Origin of the sequence: Amycolatopsis orientalis DSM 40040 = KCTC 9412, from assembly GCF_000478275.1 — a bacterium.
GTDB lineage: Bacteria > Actinomycetota > Actinomycetes > Mycobacteriales > Pseudonocardiaceae > Amycolatopsis > Amycolatopsis orientalis.
The window spans coordinates 223749-240126 of record NZ_ASJB01000064.1; the positions used below are offsets into that span (position 1 = coordinate 223749).

Below are 16378 nucleotides of genomic sequence, written 5' to 3' on the forward strand. Positions count from 1 at the left end.
ATGACCAGGCTGACCCGGGCCGAGCAGCAGCGACGCACCCACGAGCACCTGCTCGACGCCGGACGGCAGGTGTTCCTCCGGCGCGGATTCCTGGCCGCGACGGTCGAAGAGATCGCCGCCGACGCCGGTTACACCCGCGGCGCCGTCTACAAACACTTCGGCGGCAAGGAAGGGCTGTGGCTGGCGATCATCGAAGCCAACGCCGAAACCCATCTCCAAGGACTGCGGGAAGCCCTCGCCCAGGCCGCCACCCGCGACGACGTGATCGCAGCACTGGCGCCGGTCGACGTGGCGGACAAGGACGCGGCCAAATGGAGCGCGGCCGCGGCGGAAGTGCTCGCCGCGACGGCGCAGCAACCCGAGAACGCCGCCCTGATCGCCGCCATCCAGCGGCGTCACGACGACGAGGTCGTCGCCCTGATCGAGGAGCATTCGAAGCGCCTGGGCCTCGAACCCGCGATGCCGCTGCACCAGGCGGTCGTCATGCTGGGCGCCCTGGGCATCGGTCTCGCCCTGCGCCAGACCGTCGCCCCGGCGGCAGACCCCGCCGCAATCCTCACCCACGTGCTGAACACGGTGTTCCCGCCGACGGCCACGTGACCGCGCACACGGCACCGGACGGCCCGATGCACCTACACTCGGTCGCCGTGATCGATTCCTTCACCACCGCCGACCTCGTCGACGAACATGGCGACCGGCTGCGCGTCTGCGACACCCAGTTCCGCCAGTTCGGCGGGCACCGGACGTTCTCCGGCCCGATCCGGACCGTCTCCTGCCACGAGGACAACGGCCTGGTCAAGAAGCTGCTGGCCACCCCCGGCGAGGGCTGCGTCCTGGTCGTCGACGGCGGCGGCTCCCTGCACAGCGCGCTCACCGGCGACATGATCGCGAAATCCGCCGTCGACAACGGCTGGGCGGGCGTGGTCGTCAACGGCGCCGTCCGCGACAGCGCCGAACTGGCCCGGCTCCCGCTCGGCGTGAAGGCCCTCGGCACCAACCCGCGCAAGAGCTCCAAGGCGGGCGCCGGCGCTGTCGACGTGCCGGTCGGCTTCGGGGGAGTGACCTTCACGCCCGGCGACACGCTCTACTCCGACGACGACGGCGTCGTGGTCCTCCCCGCGGTCACCGCCTGAAGAGGTTCGCCGGGACACTGTCGGCCAGCGCGCGGTATCCGGCCGGGCTCAGGTGCAGGTGGTCGCCGACGTCGTAGGCGGGCAGCAGCCGGGACGGGACCTGGGGATCACGGGCGACCCGGTCGAAGTCCAGTACGGCGTCGAACCGGCCGCTCGTCCGGATCCAGGTGTTGACCGTCTGCCGCGTGGCTTCGCGATCCGGGGTGTCATAGCCCGTGTTGCCGCCGAACGGCGTCAAAGTGGCGCCGTAGACGCGGATCCCGTGCGCCTGCGCCCGGACCACGATCTGGTCGTAGGCGTCGATCAGGTCGGCGGCGACCCGCCGTTGCGCCTCGGGCGTCGCGGCCGCGGTGCCGATGTCGTTGACACCCTCGAACACCACCAGCCACGAAACCCCGCTCTGTGCCAGGACATCCCGGTCCAATCGCGACAGCAGATTCGGGCCGAGGCCGTCCGCGAGCACGCGGTTGCCACCGGCGGCCTGGTTCAGCACCGCGACGCCGGGCAGCCCCAGCCGGTCCGGCCAGCGGTCGTTCCCGTTGGTGGTCGAACCCCTGCCGTCGGTCAGCGAGTCGCCGACGATGGCCGCGGCCTCCGTCCTCTTCGGACCGAACACCTCGGCGCCGCTGAGGAAGTACCAATGGTCGACCGGTGTCGAGCCGGTGAGCGTCGCGTCCGAGACGTGGTCACCCACGACCAGGTGCGAAGTCGTGCGGGAACCCGGGTGCGACGTGATCGCGGTCGACGCCTGCCCGGTGGCGAAGTAGGCCGTCACCGTCACGTTCTCCTGAGCGCGGACGGAGAAGTCCAGCGGATCGGAGACGACCAAAGCACCGGACGGGACGACGGCGCCGGGCTTGCCCCGGAAGGTCACCGGCCGCGCGCTGCCCGGCTCGATCCCGGCGACACCCGCCTTCCCACCGAGCGGAACCGCGACCGACACCGACGTGATCGGCAACGGCGCGCCCCCGAACGCGTTGGAGAAGCGCAACCGGATCCGGTCACCGCCCACCGAGAAGCGCACGGTCTGCCGAAGGGTCGTGTCCGGCAGTACGACACCGTTCCGGATGAACTCCGCGGGCGGCATGTTGCCGGGTTCGGTGAGCTGCGGCATCGCGGTCCAGGTGTGCACCCAATGCCGGCCGATCTCCTGGGTCTGCCGGCCGGACGCGGGGGCACTGGCGGTCACCACGGCCAGTACCGCGAGCAGGCTGACGAGCCAGTTGCGTCTCATGCGAAATCCGGGGTGAGTACCCGGTCGAAGCCGACCTCGCGGCGCGGACCGGTCAGCGTGCAGGGGAGGGCCGTGACGATCCGCGCGCTCGACGTCCCGACCCGGAGTTCGACGTCGCCGGGTTCGACGATCCGCTTGCCCGCGCGTCCGGTGTAGGACGTGAGGTCGGCATGCAGCCCGATCTCGACGACCTCGGTCGCACCGGGCGCCAGGTCGACCCGTTTCGCCGCGATCAGCTGCTGGACCGGACGGGCCACCTCGGCCACCGGATCGTGCAGGTAGATCTGGACGACTTCGGTCGTGGCCCGGTCGGAATCGTTGCCGAGCGTCACCCGGACCCGGCAGCGGCCGTCCGTCGGCCACGACGGATCCGAGACCGTGACCTCGTCCCAGCGGACGTCGGCGTAGGAAAGCCCGTGCCCGAACGGGAACAGCGGCGTCGGATCGACCGTGCTGACCTCGCTGCGCAGCCCGAGCGGCGCCGTGAGGTACGTCGACGGCTGGGCGGCCTTCTCACCGGGAAACCCGACCGGGAGCCTGCCGGACGGGTTGATCCGTCCACTGAGGACATCCGCGAGCGCGACGGCGCCCTCTTCGCCGGGATAGAAACCGCAGACGATCGCGGCGAGCCGGTCGGCTTGGCGTGACAGCTCGTACGGTCGTCCACAAAGGAGGACCAAGACCACCGGCGTCCCGGTCGAGAGCAAGGCTTCGAGAAGTTCTTCCTGCCGCCCCGGAAGCTTGAGATCCGAGACGTCGCAGCCCTCGCCCGAAGTGCCGTTGCCGAACAGGCCGGCGCGATCACCGAGCACCGCGACACAGACTTCCGCGTCCTTCGCCGCGGAGACGGCGGCGGCGATCTCGGTGTCCTCGCCGCCGACCACCGGGCAGCCGAGAGCGTAGGTGGCTTCGTGGTCCTCGCTGAGGGCTTCGAGCACGGTCGGCACCGACACCCCGAACGGCACCTCCGGATGGTGCACGCCGACATGCATCGGGAACGAGTAGCAGCCGAGCATCGCACCGGGCTCGTGCGCCCGCGGCCCGACCACGGCGATCCGCTTGCCGGGGGACAGCGGCAGAACGCCGTCGTTGCGCAGCAGCACGATCGAGCGTTCGGCGATTTCCCTCGCCAGTGAACGGGATTCCGCGTCGTCGAGGTCGATCTCCTCCGGTACCTCCGGCGCCCAGTCCTCGTCCAGCAGGCCGAGTTCGCATTTCTGCCGCAGCACCCGTTCGAGGGCGCGGTCGACGACGGCGGCGTCGACCGCGCCCTGTTCCACCGCGGCGAGCAGTGGCTCGCCGTAGCAGTCCACGGTGGGCAGTTCCACGTCGATCCCGGCGGCCAGCGCCTGCGCGGCGGCCTCACCACGGTCGGCCGCGACGCCGTGCAGCTTGTACAGGAACGACACGGAGAAGTAGTCCGCGACCACGGTCCCCTCGAAACCGTAGGTGTCGCGCAGCAGCTCGGTGAGCAACGCGTGATCCCCGGCGGCCGGGACGCCGTCGTTGTCGGTGTAGGCGTTCATCACCGAGCGGGCGCCGGCGCGCAGCGCCATTTCGAACGGCGGCAGCAGGACATCGGCCAGTTCCCTCGGCCCGACCGACACCGGCGCGAGGTTGCGGCCCGCGCGTGAAGCCGAGTAGCCGGCGAAATGCTTCAGCGTCGCGATCACACCGGCGGATTCGAGTCCCGCCACATACGCGGCGCCGATCGTGCCGACCAGATGCGGATCCTCGCCGATGGTCTCCTCGACGCGTCCCCAGCGCAGGTCACGCGCGACGTCGAGCACCGGCGCGAGCGCCTGGTGCACCCCCAGACGGCGCATCGTGTCACCGATCCGCGCCCCCATCCGGTGCACGAGATCCGGATCGAAACTCGCGCCCCAGCACAGCGGCGACGGGTAGACCGTCGCCTGCCAGGCGGCGAGACCGGTGAGCGTTTCCTCGTGGACCAGCGCCGGAATGCCGAACCGGCCGCTCCCGACGATCTCCCGCTGGGTGCGGGCCAGGCTGCGCGCACCGATCACCGGATCGACCGGCCGGGTGCCGTACACCCTGGTCAGCTGGCCGATACCGTGCCGAACCAGGTCGTCCCAATCCAGCGCCGCCTCGGCGAAATCGTGCTGGTGCGGGGCCATCTCGCCGCCGGAGTCGATACCGACCCAGACGCCGTAGAGCTGAGCGAGCTTCTCCCGTAAGGTCATCCGGTCCAGCAACGCGCGGACGCGATCAGCGGGGTCCGCGGTGGTGTCCTGCCAGGGCCGGGGTGACGCGCTGGGCTGCGTGGTCAAGGCCGTCCGCCCTTCGTCGAAGTGTCCAGGGCGCGCGTCGAACGGCGCACCACGAGACCGGTGGAAAGAGTGATGTGGGTTTCCTGCACGGATTCCCCGCCGATCAGGGAGATCAGGAGAGTGATGGCGCGGTGGCCCATCTCGCGGATGGGCTGGTCCACCGTGGTCAGCGGCGGGGTGCACAGCGCGGACTCGGGCACGTTGTCGAAACCGACCACCGAAAGGTCGTCGGGTACGCACAACCCCAGTTCCTCGGCCGCCCCGACGGTCGCGATAGCCGAGATGTCGTTGGCGGCGAACACCGCCGTCGGCCGGTCCTCGCTGGTCAGCAGTTCGTGCGCGGACCGCGCGGAGACCTCCGGATCGTAGGCGCCGAGCCGGATCAGGTCCTCGTCGATCGGCACCCCGGCCGCCGTGAGCGCCCGCAGATAACCGGTTTTGCGCAGTTCGGCCGATTCGAGATCCGGCCGTCCGGCGAGGAAACCGATCCGGCGGTGGCCCAGCTCCAGTAGATGCTCGGTCGCCAGTTGCGCGCCCCGGAGGTTGTCGGAATCGATGGTCGGCACGGTGGACGGGCCGGTGTGCGGATCGACGGCGACCACCGGGGTCCCGGGGACGGCCTCCAGGGAGGCCACCGGGGTGACCAGCACCGCGCCGTCGACCAGCGTGCCGGAAAGCCTTGAGAGATAACGCTTCTCCCAGCCCGACGGTTCACCGGTGCGGCCGCCCGCCGAGTACACGACGAGTTCGTAGCCGGTGCCGCGGATGGCGTCCGCCGCGCCCTTGAGCAATTCGGTGGAGAACGGTTCGAGGTCGGCGACCAGGATCCCGATCACGTTCGTCTTGTGATTGCGCAGGCTCTGGGCGACCAGGCTCGCCTCGTAGCCGAGTTCGTCGATCACCGCGCGGACCTTCGCCAGGGTCGCCGCGGCGACGCCGTAGCGGTCGTTGATCACTTTGGACACCGTGGCCACGGAGACGCCGGCACGAGCCGCGACGTCACGGATCGTGACCCTCGAACTGGGCTGCATGGGCTCAGACTAGCCATGGAAAACGTTATCGACAACGATTGACATAGGAATTTCAGGCGCGCAAACTCATCGCCAGTCCGGGCGCAGTCACGCCCCGTCCTACTCGGCCGAAGTCGTCAGGAGTGGACTCACCATGTTTTCGAATCGCCGAATCCCCGCCGCCGCCGCGCTCGCGGCGGCCGTTTCGCTCGCGCTCACCGGTTGCTCTGGGGGCACCGACAGCCCGGCGGAACCCAGCGGGCCGGTCACCCTCACCTGGTGGCACAACGGCACCACCGACCCGATCAAATCCATCTGGGCCCAGGTCGTCGCCGACTACCAGAAGGCGCATCCCGAGGTGACGATCAAAGGGCAGCCGCTGCAGAACGAGGAGTTCACCACCAAGGTCCCGCTCGCCCTGCAGTCGAACGAGCCACCGGACGTCTACCAGTCCTGGGGCGGCGGCGAACTGGCGTCACAGGCCACCTCGGGCAAGGTCGCCGACCTGACCGACGCGACCAAGGGCTGGCTCTCCTCGGTGGGCAAGCTCGCCGAGAGCTGGCAGGTCGACGGCAAGCAGTACGGCGTCCCGTGGGAGCAGCACTTCGTCGGCTTCTGGTACCGCAAAGACCTTTTCGCGCAGGCGGGAGTCACGTCACCGCCGTCCACAATGGACGAGTTCAACGCCGCCGTCGCCAAGCTCAAGCAGGCGGGTATCACCCCGATCGCGGTCGGGGGCAAGGACCGCTGGCCGGACGCGTTCTACTGGAACTACTTCGCGCTGCGCGCCTGCTCGGCGGACACGCTGAAGCAGTCGGTCAAGGCGGTGAAACTCGAGGATCCGTGCTGGACCAAGGCCGGACGAGATCTGCAGGCCTTCCTGGCCACCCAGCCGTTCCAGCCCGGCTTCACCGGCACCCCCGCGCAGCAGGGCGCCGGCAGCTCGGCCGGGCTCGTGGCCAACGGCAAGGCGGCGATGGAACTGCAGGGTGACTGGGAACCCGGCACGATGTCGTCGCTCACCGAGGACAAGGACCTCGACTCGAAGGTGGGCTGGTTCCCGTTCCCGTCGGTCCCTGGCGGAGCCGGTGACCCGGCCGCGGTACTCGGCGGCGGCGACGGTTTCTCCTGCACCACCCGCGCGGTCAAGGCGTGCGCGGACTTCCTGCAGTACCTCGGCAGCGAACCGGTGCAGAACCAGCTCGCGGCCAAGGGCGCCGGCCTGCCGATGAACGCGTCGGCGGCGAAATCCCTCAAAACCGAGTCGCTCAAGACCGTTTTCGACTACGGGCAGAAGGCGCCGTACCTGCAGATGTACTTCGACAAGGCGTTCCCGACCGCCGTGGGGGCCGCGCTCAACGACGCCGTCGCCGACTTCTTCGCCGGGCAGGGCACGCCGGAAGGCATCGTCGAAGCGGTGAACAAGGCCGCGGCGGGCGACAAGTGACGACGACGGCCACGCGGGTGCGGGCGGCGGCGCGGCCGTCCGCACCCGCCGCCCGGGTCCGGCGGCCGGGGACGCGCAAGAAGCTGGAACTGGCGCTCCTGCTGGGGCCGGCGCTCGTGCTGTTCGCCGGATTCGTGCTGGTACCGATCGGGATCGCCGCGTTCTACAGCCTCTACGAGTGGAACGGCTTCGGCCCGCTGGACGACTTCGTCGGTTTCGACAACTACGTCGACGCCCTGTCCGGCTCGGTGTTCCAGGGCGCCATCGGGCACAACCTGATCATCGCGGGCCTGTCCCTGGTGATCCAGCTGCCGCTGTCCATCGGGCTCGCGATGCTGCTCAACCGCAAGCTGCGCGGCCGCGCGGTCCTCCGCGCCCTCGTGTTCGCGCCCTACGTCCTGTCGGAGGCGATCACCGCGGTGATCTGGCTGCTGATGTTGCAGCCGGACGGCTTCGTGGACCGGATGTTGCGCGGGATCGGTCTCGGCGGCCTGGTCCAGCACTGGCTCGCCGACCCGGGGATCGTGCTCTACACCCTGTTCGCGGTGATCACCTGGAAGTACATCGGGTTCGGCATCATCCTGCTGCTCGCCGGGCTCCAGGGTGTGCCTGCCGAACTGCGGGAGGCGGCCGCGCTCGACGGCGCGTCGGCCTGGCAGACCACCCGGCACGTGGTGCTGCCGCTGCTCGGGCCGACGATCCGGATCTGGGTGTTCCTGTCGGTGATCGGCTCACTGCAGCTGTTCGACCTGGTGTGGATCATGACCCTCGGCGGTCCGGCGAACTCGTCGGCCACCATGGCGACCTACCTGGTCGACCACGGGTTCAAACGGTACGAATTCGGATTCGGCAGTGCCGTCGCGGTGATCCTGTTCGTGATCTGTTTCGTGTTCGCGCTGCTGTACCAGCGCTTCGCCCTCCGCCGGGACACCGACGGGGCACTGACCAGGATGGTGAGCTGATGCGCCGCGCCGGGACGCCGATCGGTTACGTCGCCGCGATCGCCGTCCTCGGGATCACCGTGGTTCCGTTGCTGTTCGTCGTACTGGGCGGATTCCGCACCACCGCCCAGATCAACGCGTCTCCCGCCGGCCTGCCCGGCCCGTGGGTGTGGGACAACTACGCGTCGCTCCTCGGCTCTTCCGCGTTCTGGACGTTCCTGGGCAACAGCGCGCTGATCGCGGTGATCGCCACGCTCTTGACCGTCGCCTTGGGATCGATGGCCGCCTATGCCCTGTCCCGCTACGACTTCAAGGGCCGCGAGGGTTTCTACACGCTGTTCACCCTCGGCCTGTTGTTCCCGCTCGGGGTGGCGACCCTGCCGCTGTACCTGTGGCTGCGTCAGCTGGGGATGCTGGAGAGCTTCTGGGGTGTGGCGATCCCCGAGGCGGCGTTCTCGCTGCCGGTCACCATCGTCATCCTGCGGCCGTTCATGCGGGCGATCCCCGGGGAGATCGAGGACGCCGCCGTCCTTGACGGCACGAGCAGGCTCGGTTTCTTCTGGCGGATCCTGCTGCCGCTGTCCGTTCCCGCGCTGACCACCGTCGCCGTGCTCGCGTTCGTGACCAGCTGGAACTTCTACCTGCTGCCGTTGCTGGTGTTCAACGACCCCGCGAACTTCACGCTGCCCCTCGGCGTGGCGACGTTCCAATCCCAGTACTCCCAGGACACCGCGCGCGTGCTCGCGTTCACCGCGTTGTCGATGATCCCCGCGCTCACGTTCTTCGTACTCGCCGAACGGCGCATCGTCGGCGGGCTGACCGGCGCCGTGAAGGGCTGAGGCCGGTCGAAAGCGGTCGCGGGTGCACCACTGGACACCGACTTTCAGGAGGTCGAAGATGACGTCCGACGAGCAAGCCGTGCACCGCAGGGATTTCCTGCGATTGCTCGCCGTGCTGGGCGCCGGTACCGCGTTCACTCCGGGAGTCGCCGAGGCGGCACCCGAAAAGGGCGGGTTCCCGCTGGTGGCCCGAGGCAAGGCCGCGACGCTGGTGGTGAGTTCCGGCGACCAGCCGGGGGTCCGCCGCGTGGTGGGGGATCTGCGCGACGACATCGAACGGGTCACCGGGATCCGGCCGGAGCTGGTCTTCGACCGGCCACCGGAGACCGGGCCGGTCGTGCTGATCGGCACGATCGGGCACAGTCCGCTGGTCGACGACCTCGTGGCCGCGCGGAAGCTGGACGTCGCCGGGATCGCGGGGAAGTGGGAGACTTCGCTGAGCCAGGTCGTCGACGGCAGGCTGGTCCTCACCGGCAGCGACCAGCGCGGCGTCATCTACGGCGTCTATGAGGTGTCCCGGCGGATCGGGGTGTCGCCCTGGTACTGGTGGGACGACGTGCCGGTGCCACCGGCCGACGAGCTTTTCGTGTCCGGGACACGATTCAGCCTCGGGACACCGCATGTGAAGTACCGCGGCTTCTTCATCAACGACGAGAACCCCGCGCTCGGCACCTGGGCCCCGGCCCATTTCGGCCCGGGTCACGCGCCAGGCTTCCCCAACGGGTTCACCAGCGCCTTCTACGCGAAGGTGTTCGAGACCTTGTTGCGGCTCAAGGGGAATTATCTCTGGCCCGCGGTGTGGGGGCGGGCGTTCGCCGAGGACGATCCGCTCAACCACGCCACGGCCAAGGAGTACGGCGTGGTCATGGGCACCTCGCACGAGGCGCCCATGATGCGCGGGATCGAGGAATGGAACCGGCACGCTTCACCGGGGCAGGACCCGTACGGCGGCACGGGGGAGTGGAGCTTCCGCCGCAACGCCGAAGCCGTCAAGGCCTATTGGGCCGACGGGATCCGGCGCATGGTCCGCGAGGACTTCGAAGGCGTGGTGACCCTCGGGATGCGCGGCAACGGCGACGTCAGCCTGCCCGACGGCGACGGGATCGAGCTGATGCGGGAGATACTGGCCGCCGAACGGGAGATCCTCGCCCGCGAAACCGGCCGTGACCCGGCGACGGTGCCCCAGGTCTGGACGCTCTACAAGGAAGTCCTGCGGTACTGGGAGAAGGGCCTGCGGCCGCCGGACGACGTCATCGTCGTGTTCACCGACGACAACTGGGGCAACATCCGCAAGCACCCCGACCCGGCGCTGCCGCGGCATCCCGGCGGATACGGTCTCTACTACCACTTCGACTACGTCGGCGGCGGCCGCAACTACAAGTGGGTCGACACGAACCTGCTGCCGAACGTCTGGGAGCAGCTGCACCAGGCCGTCGCCTACGGGACCGACCGGCTGTGGGTGGTCAACGCCGGGGACATGAAGGGCAACGAGCTACCGCTGCAGTTCTTCCTCGACTACGCCTGGGATCCCTCGGCCTGGCCGCTCGAGCGACTGTCCACTTGGGAGCGTGGCTTCGCCGAGACGAACTTCGGCCGGGGCACGGCGGCGGCGATCGCCGAGGTCCTGCACACCTACGGGCGGTTGCAGTCCCGTCGCAAACCCGAGCTGCTCAACCGCCGGATCACCCCGGGAACGCCGATCGTGTACGACGATCAGGCGACGCCGTTCAGTCTCGTGAACTACCGCGAGCTGGACGTCGTCACCGAGGAATGGCGGCAGCTCAGCGCGAAGGCCGAGAAGATCTCGGCCCGCCTGCCCGAGACCTACCGCGACGCCTACTACGAACTCGTGCTCTACGCGGTGAAGGCGTCGGCCAACCTCTACGCGCTGCGGCGGGCCGAGTTCACCAACCTGCTGTACGCGGCGCAGGGCCGGGCCTCGGCCAATGCCCTCGCGGCGGCCACCGAAGCCCGGTTCGCCGACGACCTCGCGCTGGCGGAGAAGTTCAACACCGCGATCGCGGGCGGGAAATGGCGCGGCTTCCAGACCCAGCCGCATATCGGTTACGGCGACGTCGCCCGCTACGGTCCGAACGCGCCCTGGCAGCAGCCGGAGAAGGACAACGTCGCCCTGCCGGACGAGATCTTCCCGGCCGTGCGGCGGATCGCGGTGCCGGAGCCCGCCGAACTGGGCATCGCGATCGACGGCTCCGAGCTGTGGTGGCCCGCGGCCCCCGGCACCCCGGTGCTCCCCGAGTTCAGCCCGTTCCAGAGCGCTCCTGGTCAGTACGTCGACGTCTTCAACCGAGGGCGGACGCCGTTCCGCTGCACGGTGACCGCCGACGTCCCCTGGGTGCGGACCGAACCGCGCGGTGGCCGGGTGGACGAACAACTCCGGATCGCTGTGAATGTCGACTGGACCCGCGCGCCCCGAGGGACGACCAGGGTGCCGCTCACCGTGTCGGGCGCCGGGCGCGAGGTCCGCGTCGAGGCGGTCGTCCGCAATCCGGAGCTGCCCGCCTCGTGGCGCCGCGGGTTCATCGAGGCCGGGGGATACGTGTCGATGGAGGCCGAGCACTGCACGGCGAACATCGGGACGGCCGGGGTGTCCTGGCGGCATATCCCGGATATCGGCCGCACCGGCGGCGGGATGACGCCCTTCCCGGTGACGTCGGCGAGCCAGGCACCGGGCGCCGGACCGCGTCTGGAGTACCGGCTGACCGTGTTCAGCCCGGGAACGGTGACCGTCTGGGCGTATCTGTCGCCGAGGAGCAATGTGCTGGCCGGTGACGGGCTGCGCTACGCGGTGTCGTTCGACGACGCGGACCCGCAGGTCGTGAACATCACCAAGGCGACCGGTGCCGACGACATGACCATGAACCGGCAGTGGGAATGGACCACCTCCGACAACGTGAACCTGACCTCGACCCGGCACGTGCTCGGCTCGCCGGGGCCGCACGTGCTGAAGTTCTGGATGGTGGACCCGGCGGTCGTGGTGCAGAAGCTGGTGGTCGACACCGGCGGGCTCCGGCCCAGCTACCTCGGGCCGCCGGAAAGCGTCCGGCTTGGCAGATGACCGGCGGGCGGCGCGGTGCTGTCGCGGACCACGAGGCTGGTGGCGAGTTCGATGCGGTGGCTGTCCGGGACCCGGCCCTGTGCCAGCGAAATGGCGAGCCGTGCCCCGGCGGCCGCCATCTGCCGCAGCGGCTGGCGGATCGTGGTCAGTTCCGGGGTCAGCCAGCCCGCGAGCGGCAGATCGTCGAAGCCGATCACGCTGAGGTCCTGCGGGATGCGCAGGCCGGCGTCGCGGGCGGCCTCGTAGACGCCGAGCGCCTGCAGGTCGCTGCCGGCGAACACGGCGGTCGGCCGGTCGGGCAGGGCGAGCAGTGAGGTCAGCTGCCGGTAGCCGGACCGCGGATGGAAATCGCCGCGGCGCACCAGCGCCGGGTCGAAGGCCTGACCGGCGGCCTCCAGCGCGGCGCGGTAGCCGTCCATCCTGGCGCGGCTGCACAGAACCCCGTCGGGGCCGCCGATCACCGCGATCCGCCGGTGCCCGAGGTCGAGCAGATGCCGGGTGGCGGTCAGCCCGCCCTGCCGGTTGGTGGCGCCGACCGAAGGCGTCTCCGGCTCGGGCTGCCCGGCCGGGTCGATCACCACCAGCGGGATGTCACGGGCCCGCAGTTTCGCCAGCTGCCCGACGGTGAGATCGGAGCAGACCGAAACGATGCCGACCGGGCGGCGGGTGAGCACGCTTTCCAGCCAGTCGTGCGCGGGGGTGTGGCGGCCCGACGATTCCGCGAGGACGACCGACATCCCGTTCTCGCGAGCGACGCTCTCCACACCGCGAATGATTTCCAGTGCCCAGGTGCTTTCGATTTCGTGGAACATCAGTTCCAGCAGGCGCGACCGCTGCGATCTTTGGTCGGCGCGCCGCCGATAGCCGAATTTACGGATCAATTCCTCCACCCTGGCCCGGGTTTTGTCGGCGACGTCGGGGTGGCCGTTGACGACCTTGGAAACGGTCGGCACGGACACGCCTGCTTCGGCGGCTATCCGGCTGATGGTGACCCGAGGTTCCGTTGACATGTCAAGGATTCTACGTCGGATCAATGAAAAGGAGACCCATGAAGAACAAGATCTCCGCAAGACGTGCAGTCGCGCTTTTGGTCGCCGTCGCGGGCATTTCGGTGGTGAACTCGCTCCCGGCTTCGGCTGCCGTCCCGTTGAAGAGCATCACGAATCGTCACGTCGGCAGCGCGGTCGCGGCGAATCACCTCGCCAATGAAGCCGATTACCGGTCCGTGCTCACCCGTGAATTCGACAACGTCACCCCGGAGAACGAGATGAAATGGGGTGTCATCGAGGCGGAACGCGGCCGGTACGACTGGTCCGGTGCCGACGCGATCGTCGGTTACGCCCAGCGGACCGGAAAGACCGTCCGCGGGCACACCCTCGTCTGGCACAGCCAGCTGCCGGACTGGGTGGACGATCTCCCCGCCGGGGAACTGCGTTCGGTGACGCGGCGGCACATCGCCACCGAAATGGGCCGGTACAAGGGCAAGATCCGGGCGTGGGACGTGGTGAACGAGATGTTCAACGACGACGGCACCCGCCGCGCGTCGGTGTTCCAGCAGAAACTCGGTGACGGCTATGTCGCCGACGCGTTCCGCTGGGCCCGGGCGGCCGATCCGTCGGCGAAGCTGTACATCAACGACTACAACACCGAAGGGCTCAACGCGAAGAGCGATGCTTTGTACAACCTGGTCCGGACGCTGAAACGGCAGGGCGTGCCGATCGACGGCGTCGGCTTCCAGGGCCATCTGGCCATTCAGTACGGCTTCCCCGCCGGTTATCAGGCGAACCTCGCCCGCTTCGCCGCGCTGGGCGTCGAGGTCGCGATCACCGAGGCCGACGTCCGCATCCCGTTGCCCGCCGATCCCGCCAAGCTGGACACGCAGGCGAACTACTTCAAGCAACTGTGGGACGGCTGCCACGCCGTGCGGCGGTGCGTGGAGTTCACGACCTGGGGCTTCACCGATCGCCATTCGTGGGTGCCGGACACGTTCCCCGGCGAAGGCGCGGCCTGCCTGTTCGACCCGAATCTCCGGCCCAAACCGGCCTACACCCGCATCAACCCCTGAGGTGCCTCAAGTCTCGTGAGTGGTAATGACGGTTAGAACCGTCATTACCACTCACGACTGTGGCCCACCGGCTTCTCGTGCCAGACGTCGCGAAGGCCCCCTTTTGCGACGTCCATCGTCGGAAAGGGGGCCTTCAGGACGACTGCCCCCGACCGGACCCAATCGCCGAAGCGGCCCCGGGTCGCCAGGGCACCCGGTGTCGTGAGTGGTAAAGAGGGTTAGAACCGTCATTGCCACTCACGAGGCATGGGGGCTGCGGACGGAAGCGGTCACTTGCGGGCGACGAGTCGTTCCACCAGCCCGAGTTTGAACCGTTCCCGCGACTCGACGGTCAAGCCGAGGGCGTCGACCTTCTCCGACGGGCGCCGCAGGAAGTGCTCGCCCGCCATCGGCACGGTGACCTTCTCGGTGAGCCATTGCAGGCCGCGGACTGCGCGCGACGAACTCGCGATGTGGTCGAGCAGGATGAGCCGACCGCTGGGGCGGAGGACCCGGGTCATCTCCCGCAACGCCTTGCCGTCGTCGGGGATGGCGCAGAGCCCGAGGGTACAGACCACGGTGTCGAACGAACCGGCGTCGAACGGCAGGTCATGGGCGTCCGCCCGGCGCAGGGTCGCCGGATGGCCGAGACGTTCGGCGCGGTCGCGGGCGATGGCGAGCATGCCGTCACTGAGGTCGATGCCGGTGAGGGTGACGTCCTCGGGATAGAGCGGCAGGTTCAGGCCGGTGCCGACAGCGACTTCCAGCACCTCGCCCTCGGCCCGCCCACAGGCCCATGCCCGCGAATCACCGAACAGCTTCCGGTCGAGGAACCGCATCTCCCGGTCGTAGTTCCGGGATTTGCCGTCCCAGTAGCGGTTCCACCGCGCGGGCCGGGTCATGGCGTTCCTTTCAGCAGCAGTGCTCTCCGCGCCAGGCCTCGCGGCCCTCCTTGACGGCGACGGCGGCGATGACGAGTGCGACCAGCGGGTCGGCCCAGTACCAGCCGAAGAGGCTGTTGAGCAGCAACCCGACGAGCAGCACACCGGAGAGGTACGTGCAGAGCAAGGTCTGTTTGGAGTCCGCGACGGCGCTCGCGGAGCCGAGTTCACGGCCGGCGCGGCGCTGGGCGTAGGACAGGAACGGCATCACCAGCAGTGAAACCGCCGCCAGCACGATGCCGACCGTCGAATGTTCGGCGGCGTCGGCGCCGAACAGGCTGCGTACGGATTCGACGGTGACATAGGCGGCCAGCGCGAAGAAGGACACCGCGATGACCTTGAGTGCCGTGCGCTCGCGGGCTTCGGGGTCCTTGCCGGAGAACTGCCAGGCGACCGCCGTCGCGGAGGCGACCTCGATGACCGAGTCCAGGCCGAAGCCGATCAGCGCGGTCGAGGAGGCGATGCTGCCGGCGGAGATGGCGACGATCGCCTCGATGACGTTGTAGGTGATCGTCGCGGCGACCAGCAGGCGGACCCGGCGCGACAGCAGGGCGCGGCGATCCGGGTCCACTGTGGACTCCGGGGTGCAGCAGCCGTCCGCGCAGCCGCTGGCTTCGAGAGGCAGTGCGCGTTCGGTCATCGGAGAACCCGCAGGCTGACGTCGTCGTCCACGCAGGGCTCGGCCGTGTCGACGGCGAGCACGACCTTCACCAGTTCACGGAGCGCGCGGGCCAGATGTGCGTCGGCCAGTGCGTAGCGAACCTGCCGTCCTTCGTAGGTGGCCACGACCAGCCCGCATCCACGCAGGCACGCGAGATGGTTGGACACGTTGGAGCGGCTCAGCCCCAGTTGTCCGGCCAGTTGTCCGGGATAGCTCACACCGTCGAGCAGGGCGACCAGGATCTTGCACCGGTTCGGGTCGGCGAGGGCACGGCCCAGCCGGGCGAGCGCGGCACCCTGGGTTTCACACGTCAGCACGGCCAGAACAATACAGCGTTCACTGATAGGTCAGCAAGTGCTGAACAATGACCGGCGGGTACAGGGACGGCGGAGCGGCCTCAGGGTGACTGACCCGACGGAGTGTGCGAACGCGACCCTCTGTTTCGTCGCTGTCTGTCAAGTCGCCGCCGGACACGCGCCGGGAGGTGACCCGAAAGAGATCGTCCGCCCCACTCAAACGGCCGCACGACTGACACCGCCGGGAGTTCCATGGCGGCGCCGCATAACACCTGAGAACAATCTCTGGACCAAGCGCGTGAGCAATTTCGATGCGCGAGTGACGTTTCCAAAAGATTTCGCGACAATGGTCTATTCGGCATTCGGGTGGCCTTTTCCCATTACCCGAAAGTGCGCTTGTGCGGGCAAAACACCTTGCTATGTTGATCCCTGCGGGGCCGTCACCTCGGGGAATAACCGGCACGC

Annotated in this window: 14 protein-coding genes; 7 read left to right on the forward strand and 7 right to left on the reverse strand. The window is 68.9% G+C overall.

Annotation, left to right across the window (positions count from 1 at the left end):
* A complete protein-coding gene (locus tag L324_RS22680) occupies nt 1-600 on the forward strand; it encodes a TetR/AcrR family transcriptional regulator (RefSeq protein WP_037312031.1) in 600 nt (199 codons plus the stop codon).
* 47 nt (nt 601-647) lie between these two features.
* Complete coding sequence (gene rraA, locus L324_RS22685) at nt 648-1133, forward strand: ribonuclease E activity regulator RraA (RefSeq protein ID WP_037312564.1); 486 nt, start codon at nt 648-650, stop codon at nt 1131-1133.
* Here the strand turns inward: rraA and L324_RS22690 are convergent.
* From L324_RS22690 to L324_RS22700, 3 genes are read right to left on the reverse strand one after another with little or no spacing between them, the layout of a single operon-like run.
* A complete protein-coding gene (locus L324_RS22690) occupies nt 1123-2367 on the reverse strand; it encodes an SGNH/GDSL hydrolase family protein (RefSeq protein WP_037312033.1) in 1245 nt (414 codons plus the stop codon). The genes rraA and L324_RS22690 overlap by 11 nt on opposite strands.
* Nucleotides 2364-4658 (reverse strand): beta-xylosidase/alpha-l-arabinosidase, encoded by a 2295-nt coding sequence (locus L324_RS22695; RefSeq protein ID WP_037312036.1) that lies wholly within the window; start codon nt 4656-4658, stop codon nt 2364-2366. Before L324_RS22695 ends, L324_RS22690 begins: the two co-directional genes overlap by 4 nt.
* Nucleotides 4655-5689, reverse strand: a complete 1035-nt coding sequence (locus L324_RS22700) for a LacI family DNA-binding transcriptional regulator (RefSeq protein ID WP_037312040.1) — start codon at nt 5687-5689, stop codon at nt 4655-4657. Before L324_RS22700 ends, L324_RS22695 begins: the two co-directional genes overlap by 4 nt.
* 133 nt (nt 5690-5822) lie before the next feature.
* Between L324_RS22700 and L324_RS22705 the strand changes: the two genes are divergently transcribed.
* From L324_RS22705 to L324_RS22720, 4 genes are read left to right on the forward strand one after another with little or no spacing between them, the layout of a single operon-like run.
* Nucleotides 5823-7115, forward strand: coding sequence for an ABC transporter substrate-binding protein (locus L324_RS22705; RefSeq protein ID WP_037312043.1), 1293 nt, complete (start codon nt 5823-5825; stop codon nt 7113-7115).
* Entirely contained in the window at nt 7112-8077 is a 966-nt protein-coding gene (locus tag L324_RS22710) for a carbohydrate ABC transporter permease (RefSeq protein WP_037312046.1), read from the forward strand. The genes L324_RS22705 and L324_RS22710 overlap by 4 nt, the downstream gene beginning before the upstream one ends.
* Nucleotides 8077-8895, forward strand: coding sequence for a carbohydrate ABC transporter permease (locus L324_RS22715; protein ID WP_037312052.1), 819 nt, complete (start codon nt 8077-8079; stop codon nt 8893-8895). The genes L324_RS22710 and L324_RS22715 overlap by 1 nt, the downstream gene beginning before the upstream one ends.
* 58 nt (nt 8896-8953) lie before the next feature.
* Nucleotides 8954-11971, forward strand: a complete 3018-nt coding sequence (locus tag L324_RS22720) for a glycosyl hydrolase 115 family protein (protein WP_037312055.1) — start codon at nt 8954-8956, stop codon at nt 11969-11971.
* Here L324_RS22720 and L324_RS22725 read toward each other — a convergent pair.
* Nucleotides 11932-12981 (reverse strand): LacI family DNA-binding transcriptional regulator, encoded by a 1050-nt coding sequence (locus L324_RS22725; RefSeq protein ID WP_037312059.1) that lies wholly within the window; start codon nt 12979-12981, stop codon nt 11932-11934. The genes L324_RS22720 and L324_RS22725 overlap by 40 nt on opposite strands.
* Before the next feature lie 38 nt (nt 12982-13019).
* Here L324_RS22725 and L324_RS22730 point away from each other — a divergent pair, with 38 nt between their 5' ends.
* Nucleotides 13020-14036, forward strand: a complete 1017-nt coding sequence (locus L324_RS22730) for an endo-1,4-beta-xylanase (RefSeq protein ID WP_037312061.1) — start codon at nt 13020-13022, stop codon at nt 14034-14036.
* 269 nt (nt 14037-14305) lie between these two features.
* Here L324_RS22730 and L324_RS22735 read toward each other — a convergent pair whose 3' ends face one another.
* Genes L324_RS22735 through cmtR form a run of 3 tightly spaced genes read right to left on the reverse strand, consistent with a single transcriptional unit; the run spans nt 14306 to nt 15934 of the window.
* Nucleotides 14306-14917 carry a class I SAM-dependent methyltransferase gene (locus tag L324_RS22735; RefSeq protein ID WP_037312064.1) on the reverse strand — a complete coding sequence of 204 codons (612 nt, stop codon included), beginning with the start codon at nt 14915-14917 and terminating at the stop codon, nt 14306-14308.
* Nucleotides 14918-14927: 10 nt separating this feature from the next.
* Nucleotides 14928-15596, reverse strand: coding sequence for a cation efflux transmembrane domain-containing protein (locus L324_RS22740; protein ID WP_051174043.1), 669 nt, complete (start codon nt 15594-15596; stop codon nt 14928-14930).
* Nucleotides 15593-15934, reverse strand: coding sequence for a Cd(II)/Pb(II)-sensing metalloregulatory transcriptional regulator CmtR (cmtR, locus tag L324_RS22745; RefSeq protein ID WP_037312067.1), 342 nt, complete (start codon nt 15932-15934; stop codon nt 15593-15595). The genes L324_RS22740 and cmtR overlap by 4 nt, the downstream gene beginning before the upstream one ends.
* Nucleotides 15935-16378 lie beyond the last annotated feature (444 nt).